The sequence below is a fragment of the Flavobacterium sp. genome, assembly GCF_044368625.1.
In the GTDB taxonomy this organism is placed as follows: Bacteria; Bacteroidota; Bacteroidia; order Flavobacteriales; family Flavobacteriaceae; genus Flavobacterium.
Genome location: NZ_JBIPPD010000317.1, coordinates 1 through 2,716, shown reverse-complemented (window position 1 = coordinate 2,716; position 2,716 = coordinate 1). Strand labels below are relative to the sequence as shown.

4 protein-coding genes are annotated in these 2,716 nt (G+C 35.1%); 1 reads left to right on the top strand and 3 read right to left on the bottom strand.

What is annotated here, in order from left to right; genetic code table 11:
- Positions 1–612, top strand: a 612-nt coding sequence (locus ACIQ2X_RS15550) for a helix-turn-helix transcriptional regulator (RefSeq protein ID WP_396179884.1), incomplete at its 5' end; no start/stop codon positions are given.
- A 3-nt stretch (positions 613–615) separates the two neighbouring features.
- On the opposite strand, the gene ACIQ2X_RS15545 is transcribed toward ACIQ2X_RS15550, so the two are convergent.
- The 3 genes from ACIQ2X_RS15545 to ACIQ2X_RS15535 all read right to left on the bottom strand — a co-directional run.
- On the bottom strand, positions 616–990 hold the full coding sequence (locus ACIQ2X_RS15545; RefSeq protein ID WP_396179882.1) for a DUF779 domain-containing protein: 375 nt from the start codon (positions 988–990) through the stop codon (positions 616–618).
- 76 nt (positions 991–1,066) lie between these two features.
- Positions 1,067–2,128 carry a 2,3-butanediol dehydrogenase gene (locus ACIQ2X_RS15540; RefSeq protein ID WP_396179881.1) on the bottom strand — a complete coding sequence of 354 codons (1,062 nt, stop codon included), beginning with the start codon at positions 2,126–2,128 and terminating at the stop codon, positions 1,067–1,069.
- 63 nt (positions 2,129–2,191) lie between these two features.
- A partial coding sequence (locus tag ACIQ2X_RS15535) for an aldehyde dehydrogenase family protein (protein ID WP_396179880.1) occupies positions 2,192–2,716 on the bottom strand: 525 nt, incomplete at its 5' end.

Genomic DNA, 2,716 nt, shown 5'->3' with positions numbered 1-2,716 from the left:
CAATGCATTGCCCTTGCAATCGATCAAAATAAAATAAAAGAAACCATTTGTTTTTTAAACGAACGCTATCCAAAAGAAGGTGAAAATCAGTTGTGGCAATTGGATTATCAAAACTATTTTTTTTATAACAATGTTGACTTGGCTACTACTATCAATAAATTAGTAAAGGAGTGCATGAGTACATCGATCACCAAAGACGCAATTGCCGATTTAACTTTGCAAGAATTATTGATTCGAATCATTCAATCTCAAACGCTTCGGTCTATTGATGATACTAAGGTACTAGATGCCAATAATCCTATTCATTACATTGTAGAATATATCCGAAAGAATTTAAAAGAAAATATCAATTTAAAGAATTTGAGTGAAAAAGCAAGTATGAGTACGACTTCTTTCTACCGTTTTTTCAAAAAAGAATTAGGCATGAGTCCAATAGAATTTATAATTCATGAAAAAATAAAATGTGCCAAAAAATTACTTCAAAATCCAACTATTAAGATTAACGAAGTATGCTATTTATCCGGTTTTGAAGACGCCAATTATTTTGCAAGATTATTTAAAAAATACGAAGGCATTACTCCAAAACAGTACCAACTCTTGCACGTGAACTAAAATTTATTGGATGTGGTAAACAGGTTCAAGATTTTTTTCTTCCTCTTCGGTAAAAATTCTGTAAACAATTTTGAATGTTTTTTTTAAAGGTGTTTCCAAAGAAAAACCTCCTGCCCCAAATCCATCTAGTACATCCAAGGTAAAATGAGCATGTTTCCAGTATTCGAACAAATCTTTATCGACCCAAAATTCTGAATCCTCAATTTTTCCGATACAAACATCTCCCATTCGCTGGTAAAATCCCCCTTTCTCGAAGCATTGTGGTTGAGTACCTTCGCAACAGCCTCCAGCTTGATAGAACATCAAATCGCCGTGTTTTTCTTTTAAGATACTAATCAATTCTATCGCTTTTTCAGTAGCTTCAACTCTTTTTATCATAACAAATAGTTTAAAAAAAACAGTCATAAATATAAGGTGTTACGACTGTTTTTTGAATTAAATTTAAAAAATTAAATTATCCGTTGATCTCAACTAAAATTTTAACTTGGGATGGATTCGAAACCAAAGCTTCAAATCCTTCGGTAACAATTTCATCCAGCTTGATTCGTTTAGTAACTAATTTTTCAACAGGCATTCTGCCAAGATTAATCAAATCAATCACTTGCGGAAAAATATTTCTGTATGCGATAATTCCTTTTACAGTGATTTCCCTAATTACTTGATCAAAAGCATCGTGAGTAACGGTTTTACCAAACAAGGCAACCAAAACGGCCGTCCCTCCATTTTTCAAGCTTGCGATTCCGCCGTCAAAAGAAACTTGTACTCCAGCGGCGTCTAGAAAAACATCTACACCGCCATTTGTAAGTTCCTTGATTTGTTTAGGAATGTCTTTCTCTTTTCCGTTGATGATAGTAGTAGCTCCAATCTCTTTCGCTTTTTCCAAACGTTTTTCGGCAATATCAACCACAATTACTTCGGTTGCTCCGGCAGCAATTGCAGCTTGAACGCATAAAAGTCCGATTGGTCCTGCTCCATAAATCAAACAGCTTTGTCCGATTTTCAAACCACTTTGCAAAACAGAATATACTGCTACAGCAGCTGGCTCAACTAAGGCACCTTGCTCAAAACTCATCGAATCTGGAATTTTATGCACCATGTAATCTTCTACAACGGTATATTTTGCAAATCCGCCATTAGATGTTAGCCCTACAAAACCAAGTGGCTCTGAGAGATTGTATTGTCCATTTGTGATAAAAGGACTGTCTGGATTTTTAAAAAGAGGCTCGACCACTACACGATCTCCAATTTTTAAATGTTTTACTTCCTCACCAATTTCACAAATAATTCCAGCAAATTCATGCCCTAAAGTAGTTGTACCTTGATGTCCGTTTAAAGGATACGGTTTTTCCACAGGAATTAACATTGGTCCGTGGGTATATTCATGTAAATCTGACCCGCAAATTCCTGCAAATTGCACTTCAATTTTAACCTGTTTTGAACCAGTTGTAGGAATTTCAGTTTCTTCTACCCTAATGTCTTTTACTGCATGCCAACGAGCGGCTTTCATTTTTTCCATTTCATTTTATTTTAAAATTAAAAAAGCACTGCAGATTTACAGTGCCTTTTCCAACAATTAGATTTAAAAAAATCCTAATTTCTTTTTATCGTATGAAATTAGCATATTCTTAGTTTGGCGATAATGACCCAACATCATTTTATGATTTTCCCTTCCAATACCCGACTGTTTATAACCGCCAAAAGGAGCCCCAGCTGGATAAGAGTGGTATTGATTAATCCAAACGCGACCTGCTTGAATAGCCCTCGGAACTTGATATATTTCATGTGCATCACGTGTCCAAACTCCAGCACCTAAACCATACATTGTGTCGTTTGCAATTTCAATTGCCTCTTCTGTAGTTTTAAAAGTAGTAACAACCAAAACAGGACCGAAAATTTCCTCTTGAAAAATTCTCATCTTGTTGTGCCCTTTAAAAATAGTAGGTTGAATATAATATCCACCTTCAAGATCACCTCCAAGATGATTAGCATCTCCACCTGTTAACAATTCTGCACCCTCTTCTTTTCCTAGTTTAAGATAAGACATGATTTTTTCTTTTTGAACCAAGGAAGCTTGAGCACCAATCATAGTAGATTTATCTAACGG